Source organism: Devosia sp. P2_G7 (assembly GCF_056403495.1).
On sequence record NZ_JBFUFI010000002.1, the window covers coordinates 378,962 to 401,764 of the forward strand.

The 22,803-nt window shown below is 66.0% G+C and carries 21 protein-coding genes; 9 read left to right on the forward strand and 12 right to left on the reverse strand.

Features of this window, described 5'->3' with window-relative positions; genetic code table 11:
• Window positions 1-201: 201 nt before the first annotated feature.
• Window positions 202-1,119: a class I SAM-dependent DNA methyltransferase gene (locus AC1DWU_RS05125; RefSeq protein ID WP_477148887.1), complete on the forward strand. Its 918-nt coding sequence runs from the start codon at window positions 202-204 to the stop codon at window positions 1,117-1,119.
• Here AC1DWU_RS05125 and AC1DWU_RS05130 read toward each other — a convergent pair.
• The 7 genes from AC1DWU_RS05130 to AC1DWU_RS05160 all read right to left on the reverse strand — a co-directional run bounded on the left by AC1DWU_RS05130 (window position 1,116) and on the right by AC1DWU_RS05160 (window position 9,847).
• Entirely contained in the window at window positions 1,116-1,904 is a 789-nt protein-coding gene (locus AC1DWU_RS05130) for a sulfite exporter TauE/SafE family protein (RefSeq protein ID WP_477148888.1), read from the reverse strand. The genes AC1DWU_RS05125 and AC1DWU_RS05130 overlap by 4 nt on opposite strands.
• 180 nt (window positions 1,905-2,084) lie before the next feature.
• A complete protein-coding gene (locus AC1DWU_RS05135; protein WP_477148889.1) occupies window positions 2,085-2,879 on the reverse strand; it encodes a phytanoyl-CoA dioxygenase family protein in 795 nt (264 codons plus the stop codon).
• 219 nt (window positions 2,880-3,098) lie between these two features.
• The gene (locus AC1DWU_RS05140; protein ID WP_477148890.1) at window positions 3,099-3,962 is read right to left on the reverse strand and encodes a DMT family transporter; all 864 of its coding nucleotides are present in this window, start codon (window positions 3,960-3,962) and stop codon (window positions 3,099-3,101) included.
• Window positions 3,963-4,008: 46 nt separating this feature from the next.
• On the reverse strand, window positions 4,009-4,806 hold the full coding sequence (locus AC1DWU_RS05145) for a nucleotidyltransferase domain-containing protein (RefSeq protein WP_477148891.1): 798 nt from the start codon (window positions 4,804-4,806) through the stop codon (window positions 4,009-4,011).
• A gap of 182 nt (window positions 4,807-4,988) precedes the next feature.
• Window positions 4,989-5,516: a hypothetical protein gene (locus AC1DWU_RS05150; protein ID WP_477148892.1), complete on the reverse strand. Its 528-nt coding sequence runs from the start codon at window positions 5,514-5,516 to the stop codon at window positions 4,989-4,991.
• A gap of 197 nt (window positions 5,517-5,713) precedes the next feature.
• Window positions 5,714-9,037 (reverse strand): carbamoyl-phosphate synthase large subunit, encoded by a 3,324-nt coding sequence (gene carB / locus AC1DWU_RS05155; protein WP_477148893.1) that lies wholly within the window; start codon window positions 9,035-9,037, stop codon window positions 5,714-5,716.
• Window positions 9,038-9,193: 156 nt separating this feature from the next.
• Window positions 9,194-9,847, reverse strand: a complete 654-nt coding sequence (locus AC1DWU_RS05160; RefSeq protein WP_477149065.1) for a DUF2161 domain-containing phosphodiesterase — start codon at window positions 9,845-9,847, stop codon at window positions 9,194-9,196.
• Between the two features lie 28 nt (window positions 9,848-9,875).
• On the opposite strand from AC1DWU_RS05160, the gene AC1DWU_RS05165 reads away from it, so the two are divergent.
• A complete protein-coding gene (locus AC1DWU_RS05165; RefSeq protein WP_477149071.1) occupies window positions 9,876-10,019 on the forward strand; it encodes a hypothetical protein in 144 nt (47 codons plus the stop codon).
• Between the two features lie 128 nt (window positions 10,020-10,147).
• Window positions 10,148-10,426, forward strand: coding sequence for a DUF2277 domain-containing protein (locus AC1DWU_RS05170; RefSeq protein WP_477148894.1), 279 nt, complete (start codon window positions 10,148-10,150; stop codon window positions 10,424-10,426).
• A gap of 14 nt (window positions 10,427-10,440) precedes the next feature.
• Here the strand turns inward: AC1DWU_RS05170 and AC1DWU_RS05175 are convergent, their stop codons facing one another.
• Together AC1DWU_RS05175 and AC1DWU_RS05180 are read right to left on the reverse strand one after the other, a co-directional pair.
• Window positions 10,441-11,019 carry an NADPH-dependent FMN reductase gene (locus tag AC1DWU_RS05175; protein ID WP_477148895.1) on the reverse strand — a complete coding sequence of 193 codons (579 nt, stop codon included), beginning with the start codon at window positions 11,017-11,019 and terminating at the stop codon, window positions 10,441-10,443.
• 194 nt (window positions 11,020-11,213) lie between these two features.
• On the reverse strand, window positions 11,214-11,723 hold the full coding sequence (locus tag AC1DWU_RS05180; RefSeq protein ID WP_477148896.1) for a hypothetical protein: 510 nt from the start codon (window positions 11,721-11,723) through the stop codon (window positions 11,214-11,216).
• A 211-nt stretch (window positions 11,724-11,934) separates the two neighbouring features.
• Here AC1DWU_RS05180 and AC1DWU_RS05185 point away from each other — a divergent pair, with 211 nt between their 5' ends.
• On the forward strand, window positions 11,935-12,990 hold the full coding sequence (locus tag AC1DWU_RS05185) for an SH3 domain-containing protein (RefSeq protein ID WP_477148897.1): 1,056 nt from the start codon (window positions 11,935-11,937) through the stop codon (window positions 12,988-12,990).
• Window positions 12,991-13,133: 143 nt separating this feature from the next.
• The gene (locus AC1DWU_RS05190) at window positions 13,134-13,616 is read left to right on the forward strand and encodes an SRPBCC family protein (protein ID WP_477148898.1); all 483 of its coding nucleotides are present in this window, start codon (window positions 13,134-13,136) and stop codon (window positions 13,614-13,616) included.
• Between the two features lie 101 nt (window positions 13,617-13,717).
• Here the strand turns inward: AC1DWU_RS05190 and clpS are convergent, their stop codons facing one another.
• Window positions 13,718-14,026, reverse strand: a complete 309-nt coding sequence (gene clpS / locus AC1DWU_RS05195; RefSeq protein ID WP_477149066.1) for an ATP-dependent Clp protease adapter ClpS — start codon at window positions 14,024-14,026, stop codon at window positions 13,718-13,720.
• A 118-nt stretch (window positions 14,027-14,144) separates the two neighbouring features.
• On the opposite strand from clpS, the gene AC1DWU_RS05200 reads away from it, so the two are divergent.
• The 3 genes from AC1DWU_RS05200 to AC1DWU_RS05210 all read left to right on the forward strand — a co-directional run bounded on the left by AC1DWU_RS05200 (window position 14,145) and on the right by AC1DWU_RS05210 (window position 19,381).
• The gene (locus AC1DWU_RS05200) at window positions 14,145-16,892 is read left to right on the forward strand and encodes a M16 family metallopeptidase (RefSeq protein WP_477148899.1); all 2,748 of its coding nucleotides are present in this window, start codon (window positions 14,145-14,147) and stop codon (window positions 16,890-16,892) included.
• 199 nt (window positions 16,893-17,091) lie between these two features.
• On the forward strand, window positions 17,092-18,183 hold the full coding sequence (locus tag AC1DWU_RS05205; RefSeq protein ID WP_477148900.1) for a multicopper oxidase domain-containing protein: 1,092 nt from the start codon (window positions 17,092-17,094) through the stop codon (window positions 18,181-18,183).
• A gap of 1 nt (window position 18,184) precedes the next feature.
• Window positions 18,185-19,381, forward strand: a complete 1,197-nt coding sequence (locus AC1DWU_RS05210; RefSeq protein ID WP_477148901.1) for a ZIP family metal transporter — start codon at window positions 18,185-18,187, stop codon at window positions 19,379-19,381.
• Here AC1DWU_RS05210 and AC1DWU_RS05215 read toward each other — a convergent pair.
• Window positions 19,378-20,700, reverse strand: coding sequence for a tetratricopeptide repeat protein (locus tag AC1DWU_RS05215; protein WP_477148902.1), 1,323 nt, complete (start codon window positions 20,698-20,700; stop codon window positions 19,378-19,380). The two genes, AC1DWU_RS05210 and AC1DWU_RS05215, sit on opposite strands and share 4 nt — an antisense overlap.
• A 319-nt stretch (window positions 20,701-21,019) precedes the next feature.
• On the opposite strand from AC1DWU_RS05215, the gene AC1DWU_RS05220 reads away from it, so the two are divergent.
• The gene (locus AC1DWU_RS05220; protein WP_477148903.1) at window positions 21,020-21,856 is read left to right on the forward strand and encodes an aldo/keto reductase; all 837 of its coding nucleotides are present in this window, start codon (window positions 21,020-21,022) and stop codon (window positions 21,854-21,856) included.
• A gap of 49 nt (window positions 21,857-21,905) precedes the next feature.
• Here the strand turns inward: AC1DWU_RS05220 and yddG are convergent, their stop codons facing one another.
• Window positions 21,906-22,796 carry an aromatic amino acid exporter YddG gene (gene yddG / locus AC1DWU_RS05225; protein WP_477148904.1) on the reverse strand — a complete coding sequence of 297 codons (891 nt, stop codon included), beginning with the start codon at window positions 22,794-22,796 and terminating at the stop codon, window positions 21,906-21,908.
• Between the last annotated feature and the right edge of the window lie 7 nt (window positions 22,797-22,803).

The following is a 22,803-nucleotide window of genomic DNA, read 5'->3' on the forward strand; positions in this document are numbered from 1 at the left end:
GCCCAGGGAGTGGGACACTAAGGCGTAGAGATACCAGGCGACTCAGCCCGGAAGGCGGGGCCCAGCTCGCGCCGGATGCCCATAACGCATTCTATGCCCTGCCAATGTGACAGCAAAGTGGAAATTCCGGCGCTTGCCCATCTTCCCCGCGGCAAGGCGACGCGCTAAACGCATGGCCGTCCCACCCGGTATCAAAACAACTTGCGCGAAATACAGTATTCGTCCGGCGACCTGGTTGCCGATCGCCGTGCGAGCTATGCCGCGGCGCTCGCCGCCGACCGCGCTTTTGCTGAAGCCGCCGACCTCATGGCACAGGCGCTCGAGATGGTGCCGCAATGGGTGGCGGGCTGGAACCTGCTTGGCGGATATCGCGAGGCGGCAGGCGACATTGCCGGAGCAATGGTCGCGTGGACGCAGTTGCTGCAGCTCGATGCCAAGGGGCTGTTCGGGGCAGGGCTGAAGCTCGCGGCGCACGGAGCTGGGACGAGCGGGCCGGCTCCAGCTTATGTCGAGGCGCTGTTCGACGACTACGCGCCGCGCTTCGAAGAGTCGCTGGTGGCGAAGCTGGGGTACCGCATTCCGGAGGCGCTCGCGGCAGCGATCGGTGCCGTCTTGACGGCGCGCGGCGTTCCGAACGTGGCCCGGGCGCTGGATCTCGGTTGCGGCACGGGGCTGATGGGAGTGCAATTCAGGCCGTGGGTTGTGCGGCTGGAGGGCGTCGACCTGTCGGCCAAGATGCTGGCCGAGGCCCGGCGGAAGGGCGTCTACGACCGGCTGGAGAAGCTTGACCTGGTGACGTTCCTCGCCGCCGAGGAGGCGAGCGTCGGATTGATCGTCGCCGCCGATGTGTTCAACTATGTGGGGGCGCTGGACCCGGCGCTGGCAGCGGCCAGCCGGGCGTTGACGCCGGGTGGGCTGCTGGCCTTTTCGCTGGAGACCCATGGCGGCGAGGACGCTGTGCGGCTAGGTACATCGCTGCGGTTCCAGCATGGGGCGGAGCCGACGCTGGCGCTATGCCGGTCACTGGGGCTCGAGATCGCGATGGCCGAGGCGGTTACCATCCGCATGGACCGGGGCGCGCCGGTCGAGGGGCTAATCGTCGTGGCAGTTCGGCCCTAGGCCAGCAGCAGGCGAACGCCGACGACGCTGAGCACGGCGGCGAGCAGCAAGCGCACCACGCTTTCCGGGATTTTTGCGGCAAAGAAACTGGCGATCAGGATGCCAGGGATCGAGCCGACCAGCAGCGAGATCAGCATGCCCCACTCGACATTGCCGATGGCCCAGTGGCCAAGGCCGGCCACGAGAGTGAGCGGCACGGCATGGGCGATGTCGCTGGCGACGATGCGGACGAGCGAGAGCCGCGGATAGAGCAGCATCAGCACGGTGACGCCGATGGCGCCGGCACCGACGGACGAGATGGATACCAGCACGCCGAGCAGCGCGCCGAAGCCGATGGTGACGGCGGTTTGCAGCCGCGGGGAGAGTTCGCGGTGGCGGCGGGCGAAGCCGAACAGGCGGTTGCGGAAGATCAGTGACAGCGCGGTCAGCACCAGCATCACGCCGAGCACGACGGCGAGGACGCGGGCGACGGCGGGATCGGAGCCGCCGAGCTGCGACAGCACGTAGAGGGTGATCGCGGCGGAGGTGACGCTACCGAGGGCGAGCTTGCCGACGATCAGCCAGTCGACATGGCGGTTGAAACCATGGACGGCGGTGCCGGCGGTCTTGGTGGCGGCTGCGAACAGCAGGTCGGTGCCGACGGCGGTAGCCGGGTGAACGTTGAAGAGCAGGATGAGCAGCGGGGTCATCAGGGAGCCGCCGCCGACGCCGGTGAACCCGACGATGAGCCCCACGAAGAAGCCCGACAGCGAATAGAGCGGATCAATGCCCCAGATCAAATGCACGCCCCCGCGCCAATGGTGGCGCAAACTAACGGGGCGTCACAGCGGCGACCACCGTTGTGGGGAGCAGGATTTGGCGTGACGACGGGCGCGGCGGCAAAATCCGACTAGCAAATCGGGCGGCGGCGCATCGGTTTGGTTTGTCGAGTGCAGGGGCCGGCGTGGCGCCGGCCCCTGCGATGGTCAGGCGATGGCCTGGCGGATGGCGCGTTCCACCGGGGAATAGTCGCCGTCGGCGCGGTCGAGGCTCAGTGGCTCGCGTGGCATCAGCGGGGGCTGGGCCATGAAACGCGGCACCGTGCCGTGGTGCGGCTGAGCGGCATGCACGAGGAACGGATGACAGAGGTAGACCGTGCCCGGACCTCCGGTGGCGAGGACCTCGGGAAGGTGTGCCGTCTCCGCGAAGCCGTTGGCGGCCAGCTCACGCAGCGACAGGCCCGCGTCGCCCGCCGGCGCGAGCTGGCGGGCGATGTCGAGATGCGAGCCGACGCGGATGCGGGTCGGGGCATCCTCTTCGCTGACTTCGGAGAAGAGGAACAGCATCAGCAGGGCCCGGCCCTTCGAGCTGACATTGGCGCGCCAGGCCATGAAGTCGGTCGGGTGTTCGTCCCAACCGAAGCTGACATCGATATGCCAGCCGGCATCGCCGGGATCGTCGGGCGAGGGGAAGCGGATCGGGAAAGTGCCGAGGCTGCCGCGCGGCAGCCAGCGCCCCGGACCTACCAACTGATCGAAGGCAGAGTGCAGCACGGGGGTGTTGGCCGCCTCGCGGAACGGTGCGGCTGGGTTGTCGCCGAGGCGAATGACCGGCTGGGTCCAGGTGGCGGGGTTGTTCCGATCGAGGCCGGTGAGCATCCAGAGGATATCGCGGCCTTTTGCGGCTACGTCCTCGGGAAAGGCATGGTCGATGCGGACGAAGCCATCGGTGATGAAGGCGTCGATCTGCGCTGCGGTGAGCGCGGCAATGTTGGCAGGCATGGTTGTTTCCGAATTCGCATGGGCCAGCGGGACGAACAACCTGTCGCGACGGAGTCGACGAGCATTTGCTCGGGACGAGCTGGCAGGGCGCCCTGGGGCGCGGCGGTGTTGCCTTATGGCTCGCTCAGGCGAGGAGGAACACCGATGCGAAATTGCGGATCATCATCATGATGCGTGGGAACATAGCGGACGGGGCGGCGAGGTCAACCCGTTGGTGGCTCAGGTTGCCGGCTTGGCCCGGCGCCTGCGATCGGCCGCGACGAGGGCGAGCGCGACGCCCCCGAGAATTCCGATGGAGGCGACGACGAGGCGGACGGTCAGCGGCTCTGCAATCAGCAGCACGCCGCCGGCGGCGGCAATGGCCGGGACGGTGAGCTGGACGATGGCCGCCTGGGTTCGGGCGAGGCTGGGGAGGACCGCGTACCAGATGGCGTAGCCGAGGCCGGACGCCACCGCGCCCGAAGCGGCGGCGTAGGCTGCTGCGGCAGGATCGACCGGGTGGAGCACAAGGCCGGCGATGATGATGGCCACGGCAACGGGGAGGCAGCGGATGAAGTTGCCGGCGGTATCGACGAGCGGCGCTTTGGAGCCGCGGCCGAGCAAGGTATAGGCGGCCCAGCACAGGCCTGAGCCGATCATCAGCAGCGTGCCGAGCGGATGCGGGGCGACGAGGCCGGGGGAGACGAGGTAGGCGAAAGCGGCAAGGGCGACGGCGAGGCCGAGCCACTCGAGCGTGCCCGGCCGATCGCCCCGGTAGACTGCCCAGCCGAGGATGCCGATCTGCACGCTGGCGAAGAGGATCAGTGCGCCGGTGCCGGCGCCAAGCAGGATGTAGGCGATCGAGAAGGCAAAGGCGTAGCCGAAGAGGGCGGCGGCACCAGCCCAGCTGCCGCCGACAGTGAACGGCGCACCCGGTGTTCGGCGCAGCGCCAGCAATCCGCCCAGCACGACGGCGCCCGAGGCGAGGCGGATGCCGGTGTAGCTCAGCGGCTCGGCATTGGCGGTGGCGAAGGCCAGGCGGGCCAGCACCGAGTTGGCGGCGAAAGCCAGCATCGCAACAGCGGTGAGGACGGCGATCTTCACGGAGATGGTTCCGCGGGGCGGTGGCGCCACTATGCGCCTGTCGGGGTTACCAGTCGATGCTGCGGGTTGGGAGCGCCCGTTGCAGGTTCTTGCGGGTGGCGGTTTCGAAGGCGTGGGGCCAGTGTACGCCCAAAGATGCACAGAGGGTTTTGGCGCGCGGGATGAAGGCGCGGGCGAGGGCGAGATTGGACTCGATGGCGGACTCGACGGTGAGCTGGGGCAGGGGCACTGCGGCAAGCACCGCCATGCGGGTGGGATCGAGGACGCGGCTCAGATGCAGCATGCCGCCAGGGATGCGCGGGTTGGCCTCGATGGTCAAGAGGTCGGTGAGGAAGCGGCGGAGGAAGGTGTTGCCGACGGTCATCAACTCGACCTCGCCGCGGCCGAGCGCCACCGGGGTCAGGCCGAGGATGCGGATGAACTCGCCGACCATCCAGCCGAGACGGCCGGGGTTGCGTGCCGGGACAGGTGTTTCGGGGCGGAGCGTGGCGTAGAGGTCGGCAGGATCGACGAGCGGTTTCAGGCTGTCCTGCGCGGTGTGATCGAGGTGATCGCGATTGGCGATGTGGAGGTCGACGCGCAGCCAGTCGTCGGTGACGGCGTTGAGCACCAGCGCGTGCGGCAGGCGGTTGTAGTGGACGATGGGGGCGATGGCCTCGAGCATCGCGCGCCAATCGGTGGCAAGGGCTTCGTGGTCTGTGGGGTCGGCTATGGCGAGGAGGTCGACGTCGCTGAACTGGTCGGCGGTTCCGGTGCCAAAGCTGCCGGAGAGGAACAGGGCCTTTATGCGCGGATCGGGCCCGAGTGCTTCGACGACCCGTGCGATGACGGTTTGCTGGTCCATATTTCCGCTCCCTCTAGTTTTCTCCAGTAGTGGCGGCATCGGGCTGGGTGGTCCAGCAGACTTCCGTTTATCTTGTCAGTACTTCAGTCCGCCAATATACATGAAGATCCGCGGATGCGGCTGGATGTCGGCAACGCCGGTCGATTTTACGCCCGGAAGGAACAGCTTCGCAGCAGGGGTCGCTATAGCGGCATGTCCGCGGCGAGCCGTTCGTCGATCTCGATGATCCGGCTGCAAAGGTCATCTACGCCAGCGACGTTGCCGTCGAGCTTGAGCACGTCGCTGTCAGCAAAGGCAATCAGGACATGACCGGTCCAGCGCCGCTCCATCCCCACCACCTGCGAAAGGTCCTTGGTGACGCGTGTGCCATCCGGCGCTGCATAGTCGAGGCTCGTGCCGCGCCAACGGACATCGGCGCGCACGATGGAGCGGACCTGCGCGACTGCGATCAGCACGCACAGCGCGAACACCAGCATCAGAAGCGTCAGGATCTGCATCTGGGAGGCCGCATCGGCCCGCGCCGAGCCGACGAAGAGCCGGACGTAGAGCATCAGGCAGACGAAGCCGGTACCCACCATGATGCCGATCCGGTGCATCCGGCTCGGGCGGAGACTGCGCCAGCCCTGGCGCTCGGGCAGCGGGCGAAACAGGGCGCGTACCAGCAGCCCGCTCGCCAGCGCGCCGGCCAGTCCCGCGACGAACGGGGCCAAGAGATCGATCCACCACTGCATGAGGTGCGGTTTTATTGGATCGAGACTGACAGTTTGCTAACGCCGTAGTGCAGATTGCGGGCAAGCCGAACGATGCGGTTCTCGCCTTTGATCCCATGACGGGAATGGGGACGATCCTGGCGCCCCCATTCTATTCGCCTGTTCACTGCGCGGTTCACCCCGGAGAGTGAGCCGGATCAGGCCGCGAAGTAATCCTGCAGAGGCCGTACGGTCAGGTTGCCCTCACGGTAGGCGATGATGCCCTCCACCGCGGCGACAGCGCCGGGGATCGTCGTGTAGTAGGGGATCTTGCCCATCAGCGCGGTGCGGCGGATGTCGCGGCTGTCGGAGATCGACTTGGCGCCATCCGTGGTGTTGATCACCAGTTGCACGCCGCCGTTCTTCATCGAGTCGACGACGTGCGGGCGGCCTTCGAGCACCTTGTTGACCTTGGTGGCGGGGATCCCGTTCTCCACCAGGTACTTGTGGGTGCCGGAGGTGGCGACGAGCTTGAAGCCGGCGTGCTCGAGGTGACGGCAGAAGTCGAGGATCAGCGGCTTGTCGTCGTCGCGGACGGAGACGAACACCGTGCCCTCGCGCGGTACCTTAGAGCCGGCGCCGAGCTGCGACTTGGCGAAGGCCATCGGGTAGTTGTAGTCGAGGCCGATGACTTCGCCGGTCGACTTCATCTCGGGGCCGAGCACGGTGTCGACGCCGGGGAAGCGGTTGAACGGGAAAACGGCTTCCTTGACCGCGACATGGTCGAGCTTCCTCTCAACGAGGTTGAAGCTCGCGAGGCTCTCGCCGGCCATGATGCGCGAGGCGATCTTGGCGATCGGCTGGCCGATGACCTTGGCGACGAAGGGCACGGTACGCGAGGCGCGCGGGTTCACCTCGAGGATGTGGATGACGCCGTCCTTCAGCGCGTATTGGACGTTCATCAAGCCACCAACCTTGAGGCTGAGCGCGAGCTCGGTGGTTTGGCGCTTCAATTCGGCGATGATTTCGTCCGAAAGGTGCTGCGGCGGGAGCGAGCAGGCGCTGTCGCCGGAGTGAATGCCGGCTTCCTCGATGTGCTCCATGATGCCGCAGACGAACACGTCCTGGCCGTCCGAGAGGCAATCGACGTCGATCTCGATGGCGCGGCTGAGGTAGCCGTCGAACAGCAGCGGGTTGTCGGATAGGACCGAGTTGATCTGGCCGGTCTTGTCGTTGGGGTAGCGGATCAGGATATCGGGCGGCACGAGGCCGGTGAGGGTATCCTGCACGTAGCGCTCGAATTCGCTGGGCGAGTGGACGATCGCCATGGCGCGGCCGCCCAGCACGTAGGACGGGCGGATCACTAGCGGGTAACCGAGGCGCTCGGCGACGAGGCGGGCCTGCTCGAGCGAGTAAGCGATGCCGTTCTTGGGCTGGGTCAGCTCGAGGCGGCTGATCAGTTTCGAGAACAGGTCGCGATCCTCGGCGAGGTCGATCGAGGACGGCTGGGTACCGAGGATCGGCACGCCGGCCTTTTCGACCGCATCAGCGAGGTTCAGCGGGGTCTGGCCGCCGAACTGCACGATGACGCCGTGCAGCGTGCCGTTCTGCTTTTCGGTCTCGAGGATCTCGATGACGTCTTCCTCGGTCAGCGGCTCGAAATAGAGGCGATCGGACGTGTCGTAGTCGGTCGAGACGGTTTCCGGGTTGCAGTTGACCATGATGGTTTCGTAGCCAGCGTCAGCCAACGCGAAGGCCGCGTGGCAGCAGCAATAGTCGAACTCGATGCCCTGGCCGATGCGGTTGGGGCCGCCACCGAGGATGACGACCTTCTTCCTATCGGAGGGGCGCGCCTCGTCCTCAGGAGCGCCGTTGAACGGCGCCTCGTAGGTCGAATACATATAGGCGGTGGGCGACGCGAATTCGGCCGCTGAGGTATCGATGCGCTTGTAGACCGGGCGGACGCCGAGCGACTTGCGGAGCGCGCGCACGTCCTTGGCCTGCTTGCCGGCGAGATCAGCGAGGCGGCGATCGGAGAAGCCCATGGCCTTGAGGCCGCGGAGCGCGCCGGCGGTGTCGGGCAGGCCGAGTTCACGGACCTTCTTTTCGGTCTCGATCAGGCCGTGGATCTGCTCGAGGAACCACGGGTCGATCTTGGATGCATCGTGGATGTCTTCGAGGCTGTAGCTCAGTCGCATGGCCTCGGCGACGTGCAGGAGGCGCTCCGGCGTCGGAGTGGAGATGGCCGCAAAGACCGCGTTCTCGTTGTCGTCCTCGGGGGCGCCGGAGGCGAAGCCGGGAATGCCGATCTCGTTGAGCCCGGTGAGGCCGGTTTCGAGCGAGCGCAAGGCCTTCTGCAGCGATTCCTGGAAGGTGCGGCCGATCGCCATGGCTTCGCCGACCGACTTCATCGAGGTCGTGAGGCGCTTGTCGGCGCCGGGGAACTTCTCGAAAGCGAAACGCGGGATCTTGGTGACGACGTAGTCGATCGTCGGCTCGAACGATGCCGGGGTGGCGCCGCCGGTGATGTCGTTCTCGAGTTCGTCGAGGGTGTAGCCGACGGCGAGGCGGGCGGCGACCTTGGCGATCGGGAAGCCGGTGGCCTTCGACGCGAGCGCCGAGGAGCGCGAGACGCGCGGGTTCATCTCGATGACGATCATACGGCCATCGGCCGGGTTGATGGCGAACTGCACGTTCGAGCCACCGGTCTCGACGCCGATCTCGCGGAGCACCGCGATCGAGGCGTCACGCATGATCTGGTATTCCTTGTCGGTCAGCGTCAGGGCCGGCGCGACGGTGATGGAATCGCCGGTATGGACGCCCATCGGATCGACGTTCTCGATCGAGCAGATGATGATGCAGTTGTCGTTCCGGTCACGGACGACTTCCATCTCGTACTCTTTCCAGCCGAGCACGGATTCTTCGATCAGCACTTCGTCGGTCGGCGAGGCGTCGACGCCGGTCTCGACGATGGCGAGGTATTCTTCCTTGTTATAGGCGATGCCGCCGCCGGTGCCGCCGAGGGTAAAGCTGGGGCGGATGATGCAGGGCAGACCAATAACCTCGAGCGCCTGCAGCGCCTCGATGGTGTTATGGGCGAGCATGGAGCGCGGGGTTTCGAGCCCGATCTTCTTCATGGCGTCGCGGAACAGTTCGCGGTCCTCGGCCTTGTCGATGGCCTCGGCGTCGGCGCCGATCATCTCGACGTTGAACTTGTCGAGGATGCCCATCTTCTTGAGGCTGAGCGCGCAGTTCAGCGCCGTCTGGCCGCCCATGGTGGGGAGCAGGGCGTCCGGACGCTCCTTCTCGATGATCTTGGCGACGACTTCCGGGGTGATCGGCTCGACATAGGTGGCGTCGGCGAGATCCGGATCGGTCATGATCGTCGCCGGGTTCGAGTTCACCAGGATGATCCGGTACCCCTCGTCCTTCAGCGCCTTGCACGCCTGGGTGCCGGAGTAATCGAACTCGCAGGCCTGCCCGATGATGATCGGCCCCGCACCGATGATGAGGATCGATTTGATGTCGGTGCGTTTTGGCATCTGGGGCTCGTATGTTCGGGCGCGCGGAAAGACGCGCGGTGGCGCGGGCTTGGGCGGCAGACTCTGTGGGCTAAGCGGGTCCTGTAACCGAAGCAGGTGGGGAAGGGAACCCCCGGCGCGAATGAAGCCGGTGCAAGTTGTCGCGGAGTGCGGGCCCTATGCGTCGAGCGGCCAGCGCTGCAGCGCTTGCTGTCCGGCATCGGTCAGTCCGTAGAGGCCGCGATCGATGCGGTCGAACCAGCCGTAGACATTGTGGAGCAGGATCTTGGCGGCGATCGGCGTTGTGGCCTTGAGGTCGCGGGGGCGGAGCGGGCCCTGCTGGAGCGCGGCCGCGCAGGCGAGAGCCTGCTGGCGGTACGCCGTCATGATGGGTTGGCGGGTGCTGCCGCCGGCGGTTGGATCGCCCTTCCGGCGCCGATGCTCCTCGACCAGCCGGATGCGCTTGCGGGTGTTTTTCTTCGGCATCGGTGCGATGGGGCTGACGATGATCTCGACGTGGTCGCTGGCGCTGACGCCGAGCATGCCGAGGCCGAGCCGGCGGCACAGATCGCGGAAGCGGCGGTCGCGCTCGCGGCCCTTCCCGGTCGCCGAGGTGCGCGCGGCGATCCAGACCTCGTCGCTCTGTGCCTGCCGGTCGACGGCCTGCAGCACCAGCTCGAGATTGAAGCTCTGCTTGAGCTCGCAGATCACGACCAGCGGCGGCTCGCCCTCGAGGAGGCCAACGAGATCGCAGCCACCGACCTCGCCCTTGACGGAGTAGCCTGCAGCTTCAAGGAAGCTCTTCACGGGTGGATAGAGGGTGGTTTCCAGAGCGGGTCCGATCGGGCGTGATTCTCGGGTGGATGTTACCTCATCAGCGGGCGTCGATCGCGTCACGTACGGCTGCAAGCGTGATGCCGAGGTCGTCGAGGCGGTGGGCGTCCAGCTCGAGCAGGTCGAGCGGTGGATCGACATCGAGGCTGCAGAAGTTCCGGGGACGTGAGGTCGCAACGGAGGGCGAAACTTGTCAGTGCTGAACCAGATACTTAAGTGACCAGGCGAGGCAAAGCCTTGTCCGGGCTCGCCTGAGGTGCGAGTTTTCGATCTGTCAGAGCATCCGGAGATCATGCCATGTGCCGCAACATCCGCCCCCTGTTCAACTTCGAGCCGCCGGCGACACGCAACGAAATGCATGATGCGTCGCTGCAGTTCGTGCGCAAGATCTCGGGCTACACGCACCCATCGAAGGCCAATGAGGCCGCCTTCAACGATGCCGTCGACGACATCGAGAGGGTAATCAAGCGCCTGCTGAAGGAACTCGAAACCGACGCGCCGAAGCGGGACCGAGAGGTGCTGGCGGCAAGGGCCAAGGAGCGGGCGAAGCTGCGCTACGCCCGGGTCGAGGCCTAAGAACCGGTCAGACGCTACTGCAAAGCAGGGCGCGGGATCGCGGTATAGACGCGCTCGATAAAGCCGTAGAACTCCACCATGTAGTTGCGCAGGAACTCGGCGGTGCCTTCGTTGGTGACGTCGCCGTCGTCGGTGATGAGGCCCGGCTTGAACTGGATATAGGCCTCGATCGAGTTCATCAGCGGCGAGTTGCAGAAGGCCATGACGCTGCGGAGGTTCTGCTGCGCTACGGCGGTGCCGATGGCGCCCGGTGACGTGCCGATGATGGCCGTGGGTTTTCGCGCGAAGGAGTTCTGTCCCCATGGGCGGCTCGCCCAGTCGATGGCGTTCTTCAACCCGCCAGGAATCGAGCGATTGTACTCGGGGGTGACGAACAGCACCGCCTCCGACGCGGCCAGGGCTGACTTGAAGGCACGGGCGACCGGCGGAAAATCGGCGTCGTAGTCGTAACTGTAGAGCGGCAGGTCGGCGAAGCCGATCTCGGTCATCTTCATCTCGGCCGGCGCAAGGCGGACCAGCGCCTTGGCCAGTTTGCGATTGATAGAGGCCTTGGCCAGACTGCCGACGAAATACCCAACCTTCACGTCACTCATTGGCTCCTCCTGGGTTCAGGAGGAGGAACAACGCGCGGCTGCTTACGCCGTTGCGAGAAGACGCTGTCGGGCTAGCGTCGCCAGAAGACCGCGCAGCGGCCGTTTTGCGCGGGCCACGAGAAGGATCGTCCGTTGCGGTTAGCGGATGCTTGCCGCGATGCCGGCGCTTTGCGCAGATCGACAGTCCTGACGGATCAGCCCTTCTTGAAGCTGATGGCCGAGGCGGTCGTTTGGCCCTTCTTGTCGACCAGCGTGAAGGCCAGCTTGATGCTGCTGCCGCTCAGCGTCATCACCGAGGAAGCAGTGCCGTAGCTGGTCTTGATGCCGGCGGAGGCGAAGACGATGGTGCTGCCGACCTTCTTGCCGACGGTCGTGGTCGAGGCGCCCTGGGCTGACGACGAGGCCTCGTAGCGCTTCTTGGCGTCGTTGTAGACCATGGTGCCGCGGAAGCTGGCAGCGCCGGAGCCGCCGAACGAGCAGCGGCCGGAATAGGTGAGCTTGCCGGCGGTCGACGCCTTGAAGGTCAGCCGACAGACAACGGTGCCGGGATCGGGGCCGACGACCTTGCCGGTGCCGCGCCAGTTGCCGTCATATTTGGCAAGCAGCGCGCTCTCGGCCGGGCCGGCGACGGCGGGCATCGCCACGGGAAGGGCGAGGACGGTTGCTAGAGCCAGGACCTTGAGGCTCGACGGCAAGCGCAACATGGGCATCTCCGGAATCGGGCGGGTTGGGTGGAGCAACGGTAGCGCGAGGGCCTTGGTTGCGGGAAGGGCTATAAGAGTTTCGCGAGAACTGGATGAAGGGGGGATGAACGGCGCGAAACGCCAGTATTCACGGCCGGTTCACAGCGGAAGTGGTTGTCTGCGTATCGTATGCGGGGAAATGCATTCCCTGCAGAGGAGAGGGATGAGGGAAATGAGCATCAATCGGCTCGTCATGACCGCCGCGCTGGTCGCGGCCGGCATGCTGATAAGTACCGCCGGCGCGTTTGCGGTGGAAGCCGCAGCCAAATCGGCAGTGAATGTGCGCACCGGACCCGGAAAGACATTCGGTATCGTCGACCAACTGACGGCCGGCGAGGTGGTGAACGTCACCGAGTGCGCGCCATCGAATTTCTGTTTCGTCGAGCACTCCGGCCCGGATGGTTGGGTGAGCGCCAACTACCTGACCACGGCCGGCGACGACGACGAGGAGGCAATCGAAGAAGGCTCCGGTTCCAATCCGGACTGCAGCTTCGGTTTCAGCATGACGCCGAGCGGCCCGACCATGTCGATCAACTGCGGCGACGGGCCGGCGCCCGGGCCCGGACCGGCGCCTGAGCCGGAAGAAGAGCCGAGCGCCTGCTTCTATGTCGGCAGCAATTTCAACGGCGACGACCTTTGCGTCGGGTTGGGGACGCGCAATGCGCTGAACGCCACGTTCAACAACAAGATCTCGTCGGTGCAGCTGTTCGGCGGTGCCAAGGCCAAGCTCTGCGAGGACACCAACCTTGGTGGCGTCTGCAAGATCGTGACCACCGACACCGGGCCGCTGGTGCCGCAGATCAACAACAAGGCGTCGTCGCTGACGGTCTATGTCGGTGCGCCGCCGATGCCAGAACCGCCCGAGCCGCCGGAAGTGCCGGATACGTTCTCGACCGGTCCGATCGATCTGCAGCAGACCTACACGGCCAACCTCGACAACGGCAACGTGGGCGGTGGCGGGACCGACATCTGGTACCAGGCGGTGACCGCGGTGGAGAAGTACATCACGCCGCAGGCCGGTGCCGGCCTCGCACTCGGCGACGGCTCGAACCGTGGCTATGAAGGGTGCTCGGAAGAAAGCTTCTCGTCCGACAGCATCCCGCTCGCCGATGTCCCGCCGGGCACCTATGTGTGCGCCAAGACCAACCAGGGCCGCATCTCGCAGTTCCGCGTCAACGGCTTTGTCGGGACGACGATGAAGCTCGGGTACACCACCTGGGCGAACTGAGCGCCTGACCAGCTAATGCAAGGGGCCCGGAGCATTCTCCGGGCCCTTCGTTTTTTCCGAGATTTTTCCGTTGGGGCTGTCGATTCCAGCGCGCGTGCTTCGTCGTGAAGTCGAACAGGCAGTTCAAAACAGAGGAAACCGACATGACAACGAAGCTCGATATCGCCCCCGAGAACGACAACCAGCTCGTACTGGCACGGATCATCGATGCGCCGGTGGAACAGGTGTACCGCGGCTGGACTGACCCGAAACTGATGAAGCGGTGGTTCGCGCCGCGGCCGTGGACGACATCGGAGGCGAGCCTCGACCTGCGGCCCGGAGGCGGGAACGTCGTCACTATGGTCGATGAGAATGGCACCGAGTACCCCAATGCCGGCCAGTACCTGGAAGTGGTGCCGAACCGGAAGCTGGTGTTCACGGATGCCTATACCGGCGACCGGCAGGCGAGCGAGAAGCCGTTCATGACGGTGACGCTGACGTTCGAGGATGTCGGCGGCAAGACGCGCTACATCGCGCGCTGCCAGCACTGGAACGCCGAGGACAAGGCGGCGCACGAGCAGATGGGCTTCCACGAAGGCTGGGGCATGGTCACTGACCAGCTCGAGGAAGTGCTGAAGGCCAACTGACCGCAGCTCGCCAGATCGAAAGCCAGGCCGGTGGCGACTGCCGCCGGCCTTGTTGGTTCAGCCCGCCTTGCCGTCGGTGGGCGGCTGTCGGTCAACCGGCGCTATTCTTCGGGTTCGGTGGTGAAAAGCAGTGGGTAGCCCTCGTTGCGCGCCATTTCGGTGGCGCGGTTCGCCTTGGTCTCGGCGATCTCCTGGGTGAACACCGCGACGACGCAGGAGCCCTTGGTGTGGGCGGTGATCATGATGCGGTGGGCCTGGTCCTCAGTGATGCGGAACTCGGCCTTCAGCACGCGCACGACGAAGTCGCGCGGGGTGAAGTCGTCGTTGAGCAGGATCACCTTGTAGAGCGGCGGACGCGCCACTTTGGGCACGGTCTTGGTGCGCGGCTTGGTGTCGGTGTCGTTGGCCATGGTCGGGGTAATATAGTGCACGTTCGGGGGCGCCGCATCCCGTCGATGCGAGACGTATGCGTGGACTGGGGCCGCCGGCGATGCCATGAATGGCGCGCTTTTCATCAGGATCTACTGCATGCGCCTTATTGGTTCGCTACTCGTTGTTGTCGGTTTCGTGCTGGCCGGGACTGCAGCTTCAACTGCCGAGGATCAGCCGCCGGTGGTGCAGTACCGGCTCGACAACGGGCTGGAAGTGCTGCTGGCACCGGACCACAAGGTGCCCAAGGTGGGGCTGGCGCTGGTCTACGGGGTCGGCGGCATGAATGAGCCGGCGGGCCGCTCGGGCTTCGCGCATCTGTTCGAGCACCTGATGTTCAGCGGCACCGAGGAATACCCACGGATCGACGACACCTACTCGGCACTCGGGGTGCAGAACAACGCCTTCACCGAGGAAGACCGGACGATCTATGTCGATGATGCGCTGGCCTCGACATTGCCGGTGCTGCTGTCGGTGGAAGCCGACCGGATGGCCAATCTCGGGCGCGCAGTCGATCAGCACGAGCTCGACCTGCAGCGCGACGTGGTGAAGAACGAGATGCGGCAGACCGTGCTCGACAGCGCCGGCCAGCCGGGAATGGAAGCGCTGCGGGCGGCGCTGTTCCCCAAGCCGCACCCCTACGCGGAATCTGTGATTGGCTCGATCGCCGACGTCGATGCGGCCAAGCTCGAGGACGTGAAGGCATTCTTCGATGCGTATTACGTGCCCAACAATGCGGTGCTGTCACTGGCTGGAGATTTCGACGTCGAGGCGGTGAAGGCGATGATCGCCGAGACGTTCGGGCTGGTGCCGCGAGGCGCCGACGTGGCGGTACCGACGGCGAGCGCGCCGAAGCCAGTGGCGTTGCGGCTGGATTTCACCGACAGGCTGCCATCGCCGATCGTGGTGCTGGCTGTAGCGGGGCCGGGGGTGGATGCACCGCAGAGCGTGGCGCTGACCGTAGCGACGGACCTGTTGGGCAATTACGAGTACGGCGTGCTGCGGCGCGAACTGGTGAACACTGGGATCGCGATCAATGCGAGTGCCGGCTGGGATCCCGGGCGCCTCGGCGGGCGGCTGCTGATTTCGGCAACGGCGGCGCCGGGCGTCGCGCCGGATGTGCTGGAGGCGGCGCTGCGCAAGTCGGTGGCGGGGTTTGCAGCCTCGACACTCGATGCGGCGGATATCGAGCGGGCGCGGCGGTCGCTGCGGCTTGGCCGGCAGCTCAGCGCAGAGTCGATGCTGGATCGGGCGCGGGCGCTGGCCACGCGCTTCGACCTTTATGGCGCGGATTCGCCCGGGCTGGGTGATGATCCTAAGCTGCTGACGCTGACGGCGGCGGAGGTGGAAGCAGCGTTTCGGGCGCTGGTGGTGCCGGAGGCGCTGAGCGTCTTGACCATCACGCCAGGTGCACGCAGCGATTATCCGGCAGTGCTGAAGGCGAGTTCGGGCACCGCTGAGCCGATCGCCGCGGCGCCGCGGCCCGTGGTCAATGTGCCGATGCTGGCGGCGGGTAAGCCTGGGCGAGCCGAGCTGCCGCCGATCGAGACGGCGACGCTGTCGAACGGCATCCGCCTGGTGCACTACAAGACGGACGACTCGCCACGCGTGCTGGTCGCGGCATCGGTGACTGGCGGCAGCGGCAGCGACGAGCCGGGCAAGGAAGGGCTGGTCGAACTGACTGCGATGATGATGTCGCGTGGGGCGGGCGAGCGCGGCTTCGAGGCGTTCAGCAAGGCAGCCAAGGATATCGGCGCTGACCTGTCGGGCCAGGCAGACATGCAGCAGACCGCGGTGGTGCTGGCGGTGCCGCCGGAGGAGTTCGGGGCGGGCGTCGACCTGTTGGCAGATGCGGTGTTGCGGCCGCGGTTCGAGCCGAGCGAGTGGGGGGCGCTGCGCGCCGAGGTGCAGCAAGGGCTGGCCTATCGCAAGATGGATCCGGGCAGCCTTGCCTATTACGCGATGGAGGAACTGGCGTTCCCGACCCCGGAAGGGCGGGCGGCGCTGGAGACCACGCCGGCGACGGTGGATGCGCTTACGGTCGACGAAGCCCGGGCGATGCACCTCAGGCTCTTCACGCCCAAGACGATGACGATCTACAGCGTCGGCGCGATCGGGCTCGATGCGGTGAAGCCAGAGCTCGAGCGGGCGTTCGGCGCGTGGAGCAATGACAGTGCCGGGCTGAAGCCAGTGCCGCATCCGTCGGCGGCGTTCGCTGAGGGGCTCAAGGTCTATATCGCGCCGAGCGTCGGCGACAGCCAGGCGATCATCTACCTGGCGCGGCCGGCGCCAGCGTTCAACGATCCGGGACTGGTGGAGACCATTGCGGTGGCGCGGTTGCTGGGTGGGGATTTCACCAGCCGGCTGAACCAGGTGCTGCGCGAGACGCATGGCTATTCGTACGGCGTCGATGCGTCGGTGTGGTCGAACATCCCGACGGCCGGCATGCTGACGGTCTCGTCGGCGGTGCAGGCGGACAAGGTGGGGCCGGCGCTGGCTGATATCATCGCGGGATTCGGCAGCCTGGCGTCGGTGCCGGTGGCCGATGCGGAGTTGGCGCGGACGGTGATGGCGACGGCGGCAGGCACAGCCGGTTCGGTTGAGACGTCGGGCGGGCTGTTCGGGCTCGTGATGAGTGCCGCCGGCATGGGGCTGACGGCGGAGGAACTGAACGGCAAGCTCGATGAGATCGTGGCGCTGAAGCTGCCGGCGGTGCAGGCGGCAGCGCAGTCGATGGCGTCGCTGGAGCGTGCGGTGGTGGTCATCGCGGGCGATCCGCAGTCCATCCTGCCGCAGTTGGAGACGATCGGCATTACCGACGTGACGGTGATCCCGCCGGACGAGTGATCTGACGCTTGGCGCTCACGAGCTAGCTCTTCGGACCGATAGCTGAGGGGCGGGCTGAGACCCCACCGATTACGGCTCGCAGTCCTGCAAATGATATGCACTTGCAGCGCTCTGGCGTTCTGTTAGCATCGCAAATGCGAACCATTCGCAATTGGAGGCTGGCTTGGCGTCGGAATCATCCCTGCGGCGCAGAGATTTGTTGTGGGCAAGCCTTGCGGCGGCCGGCGGTACGGCTGTCGCGCTGAAGGGAGCGCTCGGGCAGGAGAGCCATACGGGGCACGCCGGCATGGCGACCCCCGATGTGGCGCCCGAGCCTAGCGACGCCGCCTATGGCGGGGCGCACTCGGCGCATGGCGACATGATGACGGTGGGCGACGTCGATGAAGCCGCCAATGGCTTTACCGCGACGCAACTGCTGACCGAGTGGGACACGGGCACGGTTTCGAGTCTCCCCGACGGGCGGACGCTGCGCAGCTTCGTGATCGAGGCGATCGACAGGGAGATCGAGATTGCGCCGGGCGTGAAGTTCCCGGCCTGGACCTATAACGGCCGTGTGCCGGGGCCGGCGATCCGGGCCAAGGAGGGGGATCGGCTGCAGATCACCTTCAAGAATTTCGGCTCGCACCCGCACTCGATGCATTTCCACGGCATCCATTCGGCGAGGATGGACGGGGTGCCCGGGGCTGGGCTGATCAATCCCGGCGAGACGTTCGTCTACGAGTTCGACGCCTTTCCATTTGGCTGCCACCTCTATCACTGTCACGCCTTGCCGCTGCGGCGGCACATGCACAAGGGCATGTACGGCGCGTTCGTCATCGACCCCGATCCGGCGGTGCATCCGGAGGCGGCCGAGGTGGCGAAGTCGCGTCTGCTGGGGACGCCGGAGAACGCACGCTGGCAGGAACTGGTGATGGTGATGAACGCCTTCGACACCAATTTCGATAGCGAGAACGAGTTCTACGCCGTCAACTCGATCGCCCATGCCTACGCCAAGGTGCCGATCCGGATCGAGAAGAGCCGGCCGGTGCGGATCTATCTGGTCAACGTGACCGAGTTCGACCCGATCAATTCGTTCCACCTGCACGCGAACTTCTTCGACTACTACGATACGGGCACGAACCTTTCGCCGACGCTCAGGACCGTGGACCTGATCACGCAGTGCCAGGCGCAGCGCGGCATTCTGGAGTTCAGCTATGCCAGGCACGAGCCCGGCCAATACATGTTCCACGCGCACCAGACCGAGTTCACGGAGCTCGGCTGGATGGGCATGTTCGACGTGGTGGAGGCCTGAGATGAGCGATGCTGCCCAGACCGTCGATGTTGTGCCGAAGCCGTCCGGCTGGACGCGGCTGCTGTGGGTGTTGCTGCCAATGCTGGCGCTGACGGCAGCGCTGGCCTGGGTGTTCGTTGCCGACCCGCTGAGGAGCTTCGACAACGGCGCGCCGCCGGTCGAGGGGCTGACCGTGGAGCGGACGGTGCTGGACAGCAGCGGGGTCAAGCTGCAGGTGCGGGCCGGCGGCTCGACTGACATGCGGATCGCGCAGGTGCAGGTGGACGACGCCTATTGGGTATTCGCGCAGGACCCGCCCGGACCGCTGCCGCGCGGCACCACCGCCTGGGTATCGCTCGCCTATCCGTGGGTGCTGGGAGAGGCGCACGCAGTGCGGTTCGTCACCGATACCGGGGCGACGTTCGATCATGAGATCGCGGTGGCGGTGCCGACGCCGCAGCCAACTGCTACGGCACTGGGCGCACAGGCGATCATCGGTCTCATCGTCGGGCTGCTGCCGGTAAGTGTGGGGCTGATGTTCTATCCCGCCCTGCGCGGCATCGGCCGCGAGGGCATGAATTTCCTCCTGGCGCTGACGGTTGGGTTGCTGGGGTTCCTGCTGGTCGACATGAGCAGTGAGGCGCTCGAGGTGGCCGGCGAGGCCGCGGCGATGTTCCAGGGGCCGGCGCTGGTGGTGCTGGCCGGAGCAGCGAGCTTCCTGGTGCTGATGGCCGCAGGGCGCTGGCGCGGGGCACCGAGCGGGGTGCAACTGGCGTTCTTCATCGCGCTCGGCATCGGGCTGCACAACTTTGGCGAAGGCCTTGCAATCGGGGCGGCATTCGCGTCCGGCGCGGCCGGGCTGGGCCTGTTCCTGATCGCCGGGTTCACATTGCACAACGTCACAGAAGGCATCGGCATCGCAGCGCCGATCCTGAAGGAGAAGGTGCCGCTGTGGTCGTTCGCGGCGCTGGCGGTGCTGGCGGGCGGGCCTGCGGTGGTCGGCCTCTGGATCGGCAGCCTGGCCACGGCGCCGCAATGGACGGCACTGGCGCTTGGTGTGGGAGCGGGCGCGATCCTGCAGGTGATCATCGAGGTCGGCGCATACCTGGTGCGCAGCAATGCGGGCAAGGCGGGGACCTGGTTCACCCCGGCGGTGATTGGCGGCCTGATCGCCGGCGGCGCCGTGATGCATGTCACCGGGGCGTTGGTGAAGATCTAGGGGAGCGGCAGGCCAAGGCGGGCGAGCAGGGCGGCAAAACGTGGCTCGTTGCGCAGGCTGCGGAATTCCGGCTCGACCAGCAGGCCAATAGTTTCGCCGCGCTCGACAGAGGTCTCGAGGTAGCTGAGTGCCTCGTCCTTGTCGCCGAGCAGCGCGGCTGTGGCGGCGACCTTGTAGGCCTGCTCGCGCTCGGCCTGGAACTGGCGCTTCTGCTCGGCGAGCATCGCGGTGAGCATGGCTTCGCGGCCGGACGGCAGGGCCTGGCGCGCGGTTTTGGCGATCAACTGCCGGGCGGCACTGCCTTCGACCTGGGCAGCGATCTCGTAGTTGTCGAGGAACTCCGCGTAGCGATGCTGGTCGAGATAGATGGTCGCGAGATAGGCGGGCACTGCGAGATAGTCGGGATTGGCCTGGCGCAGTTGCTCGAGCATGGCGATCGCCGCCTGGGTGTCGCCGGCGTAGTAGTGGATCAGCGCGGCATTGGCGCGGACGGAGCGCGAGTCCGGCTGCAGGGCAAGGGCGCGGTCGATCAGTTCGCGCGGGCGCTCGAACTTGCCCATGTGCATCGAGGTCAGCGCGTACCAGTGCAGCGCCTGGGCGTTGTCCGGCATGAGCGCAAGCGACTTTTCGAACAGTTCGGCAGAACGGGCGAATTGGTGCTCACCGTAAAAGGCGTTGAAGCCGAGGGCGGCATAGGCCTCGGCCAAAGCGGGATCGAGCGCGATGGCACGCTCGGCGGCGGCCTTGGCCTTGGCGTAGGCCTCCGGCGCGGGCGCCGAGGTGTACTGACTGATGAGGTTGTAAACGTTGGCGAGGCCGACCTCGGCGCGGGCATAGCCGGGTGCGATCGCCAACGCTGCATCGAACTTCTCAATGGCGATGGCAAAGCCGGAAGCGGTGCGGCTGGTCCAGGCGATGACGCCCTCGTCATAGAGGGCGCGAGCCTCGGCCGGGATGGGCGGCGCTGCATCAGGCCGGGATGGGGTGGTGGCGACCAAGCCGATAATGATGAGGCCGAGGATCGCCATCACTGCGGCGATGGGCAGGAACAACCGCCGGCGGGTTGGCGCCGACGTCGCCTCGATGGGACCTGCCACGATGGCCATCGGACGCGGGGCGCTCAGCCAGGCCTCGAGTTCGTTCACATAGGCAAAGACCGAGGTTCTGGTGCCGCCAGGCACTCGGCGCACCGGCAGGCCGCGGATGGTTTCCCAGCGCTTCACCGTGCGCTCGTCCTTGCCGAAGAAGGCGGCGATCTCCTTCCAGCTGTTCAGGCGCTGGCCTAACCCCTCCGAGCCGGGTTGGTCAGACGTGTGCAAGCTCCGAATTCCGTCGTCCATCACGGTTGCCCTCGTGAGCAATTAACCGTTGAAGGCGGGCGGGGAGTCAACTGCGATACAGCGCATTTGATCGAACGGGCGAAACGACCCGTTCTTAGCTTTCCGGAAGCACCGGCAGATGACGCTGGAGGCGATATCGTCTATGAACGATGAAGGCGTCTGCTCGGGCTTGGATCCGCGGCGCCTGAACCTTTCCCCACCGGCGGCATTGTACCGCCGCACACCAGACATCGCCGTCCGCCCTAAGCGTCACGTCCTGCGGCCGGCTTGTCTCATCGATAATACTCGGAGGCAGTAAATGGCATCGGTTCCATCCATCAAACTTCGCGACGGCAATTCCATCCCGCAACTGGGGCTGGGTGTGTGGCAGGTCGATCCGGCGATCACCGCGCGCGTCGTCACGGACGCTATCGATGCCGGCTACCGGTCCATCGACACGGCCGAGGGCTACAACAACGAAGAGGGCGTGGGCGAGGCGATCAAGCGCTCCAGCGTGCCTCGCGATCAGCTGTTCATCACCTCGAAGCTCCGCAATGGCGGGCATGCGCGCGACCTGGCGCTGAAGAGCTTCGATGCCACCATGAAGGCGCTGGGGATCGACCAGCTCGACCTGTTCCTGATCCACTGGCCGGTGCCCAGCCAGGACAAGTATGTCGAGGCGTGGAAGACGCTGGTGGAGCTGAAGACGCAGGGGCGGATCCGCTCGATCGGCGTGTCGAACTTCAACCAGGATCACCTCGAGCGCATCATCGCCGAAACCGGCGAGACCCCTGTGGTCAACCAGATTGAGCTGCATCCGCGGTTCCAGCAGCGCGACAAGCGCGACTTTCACAAGGCCAACAACATCATCATCGAGAGCTGGAGCCCGCTGGGCTCGGGCCGCATGCTCGACGATGCGACGGTGGGCACGATCGCCAAGAAGCACGGCAAGTCGATCGCGCAGACGATCATCCGCTGGCACCTGCAGGAGGGGCTGATCGTCATCCCGAAGTCGACGCACAAGGAGCGCATCGTCGAGAATTTCGACGTGTTCGGCTTCGAGCTCGATGCCGACGACATGGCGAAGATCAATGGCCTGAACAAGGGCAGCGGCCGCGTCGGGTCGGACCCGGCGACGGCGGCGTTCCTGTTCTGAAGTCTGCGCTGGTGTGAAGCATGAAGGCCGGGAGCGATCCCGGCCTTTTCTATTCGGCAACCGCGATGCGGCGGCGGAACAGCAGGTCCTTGGCGGCGAGGACGGCGCCAGCGGTGATCAGCAAGCAGGCGATCAGGATCATGTGGCTGTAGGTCGCGTAGCCAGTGAGGATCAGGATCAGGGTGGAGAGCAGGGGCGCGGAGTAGGAGGCGGCGCCGAGCACCTGGATGTCGCCGCGCTTCACCCCGATGTCCCAGACATAGAAGGCGAGCCCGACCGGGCCGAGGCCGAGCCCGATCAGCGCAGCCCATTGCCAGAGGTCGGTGGGCCAGATGGTCTGCTCGAGGAGCAGGTGGCAGACGGCGGCGAGGACGGCAGTGACGAGGCAGAAGCCGGCGATGGCATCGCTGCTGACGGCGGCGAAGCGGCGCGACAGCACCGAATAGGCCGACCAGATGAGGGCGGCGCAGAGCGCAGCGGCATAGCCGACGGCATATTGCGGATCGAAGCCAAAGCCCTGGCCGCGGGTGACGACGAGGACCGCGCCGCTGAGCGCCAGGGCGCAGCCGGCGACGTGCTGCCACTTCAGCCGTTCACCGGGGAGGAGGGCGGAGAACACCACGATCAGCAGCGGCCAGAGGTAGTTGATCAGCCCGGCCTCGACCGGCGGCGCGTTCCTGAGCGCGAAGAAATAGCAGAAGTGGTAGCCGAAGAGGCCGACCACCCCGAGCAGCCAGACCGGCAGCGGCTGGCGCATCGCTTTGATGGCGCCGGGGCGCAGCACCAGCAGCGACAGCCCGCCGATAGCGAAGGTGACCGCAGTGAGCTGGAAGGCCGGCATGGCGCCGCTGGCGGCGGTGAAAAAGGCCAGCAGCGACCAGAGCATGACGGCGGCGAAGCCGATGAAGGTGGCGGTGGAGCGCGAGAGATGGCTGGTCATCCGTTGC

Excerpts from the sequence above, each read along its gene's own strand:
- AC1DWU_RS05135 (WP_477148889.1), bottom strand. The coding sequence starts at position 2,879 with ATGCCTGCCAACATTGCCGCGCTCACCGCAGCGCAGATCGACGCCTTC.
- AC1DWU_RS05145 (WP_477148891.1), bottom strand. The coding sequence starts at position 4,806 with ATGGACCAGCAAACCGTCATCGCACGGGTCGTCGAAGCACTCGGGCCC.
- carB (WP_477148893.1), bottom strand. The coding sequence starts at position 9,037 with ATGCCAAAACGCACCGACATCAAATCGATCCTCATCATCGGTGCGGGG.
- AC1DWU_RS05170 (WP_477148894.1), top strand. The coding sequence starts at position 10,148 with ATGTGCCGCAACATCCGCCCCCTGTTCAACTTCGAGCCGCCGGCGACA.
- AC1DWU_RS05175 (WP_477148895.1), bottom strand. The coding sequence starts at position 11,019 with ATGAGTGACGTGAAGGTTGGGTATTTCGTCGGCAGTCTGGCCAAGGCC.
- AC1DWU_RS05180 (WP_477148896.1), bottom strand. The coding sequence starts at position 11,723 with ATGTTGCGCTTGCCGTCGAGCCTCAAGGTCCTGGCTCTAGCAACCGTC.
- AC1DWU_RS05185 (WP_477148897.1), top strand. The coding sequence starts at position 11,935 with ATGAGCATCAATCGGCTCGTCATGACCGCCGCGCTGGTCGCGGCCGGC.
- AC1DWU_RS05190 (WP_477148898.1), top strand. The coding sequence starts at position 13,134 with ATGACAACGAAGCTCGATATCGCCCCCGAGAACGACAACCAGCTCGTA.
- clpS (WP_477149066.1), bottom strand. The coding sequence starts at position 14,026 with ATGGCCAACGACACCGACACCAAGCCGCGCACCAAGACCGTGCCCAAA.
- AC1DWU_RS05200 (WP_477148899.1), top strand. The coding sequence starts at position 14,145 with ATGCGCCTTATTGGTTCGCTACTCGTTGTTGTCGGTTTCGTGCTGGCC.
- AC1DWU_RS05210 (WP_477148901.1), top strand. The coding sequence starts at position 18,185 with ATGAGCGATGCTGCCCAGACCGTCGATGTTGTGCCGAAGCCGTCCGGC.
- AC1DWU_RS05220 (WP_477148903.1), top strand. The coding sequence starts at position 21,020 with ATGGCATCGGTTCCATCCATCAAACTTCGCGACGGCAATTCCATCCCG.
- yddG (WP_477148904.1), bottom strand. The coding sequence starts at position 22,796 with ATGACCAGCCATCTCTCGCGCTCCACCGCCACCTTCATCGGCTTCGCC.